This is a genomic window from Bacillus sp. SIMBA_008 (genome assembly GCF_046535495.1).
Taxonomy (GTDB): domain Bacteria; phylum Bacillota; class Bacilli; order Bacillales; family Bacillaceae; genus Bacillus; species Bacillus subtilis.
The window spans coordinates 1-260 of the sequence record NZ_JAWRWL010000707.1 but is presented as its reverse complement, the minus strand read 5'-3'; the positions used below and the strand labels follow the sequence as shown (position 1 = coordinate 260).

General features: G+C 34.6%; 1 protein-coding gene. It reads left to right on the top strand.

All coding sequences use genetic code 11. From position 1 onward, the window contains the following. The coding region (locus SB658_RS25080) for an asparagine synthase-related protein (protein ID WP_410603126.1) at positions 1-260 on the top strand (260 nt) is incomplete at both ends.

The following is a 260-nucleotide window of genomic DNA, read 5'->3' as shown; positions in this document are numbered from 1 at the left end:
AAGGCATTTTACGTAGAGCACTGCAACCTGCTTTACCTGACGATGTACGCAATAGAAGAAAAAGTGCTTACCCAACTTCACAAGATCCACATTATTTACAAACAATCCGTCATTTATCACTCGACTTGTGCAGTAATAAAAACAATCCTATTTTCTCACTTATTAATCATTCCACATTACTTGCCATTGCCGATGAAAGCAATAAAGAAATTAACAATTTTGAAGCAAGAAGTGCTATGGAATATATGCTACAAGTAAAT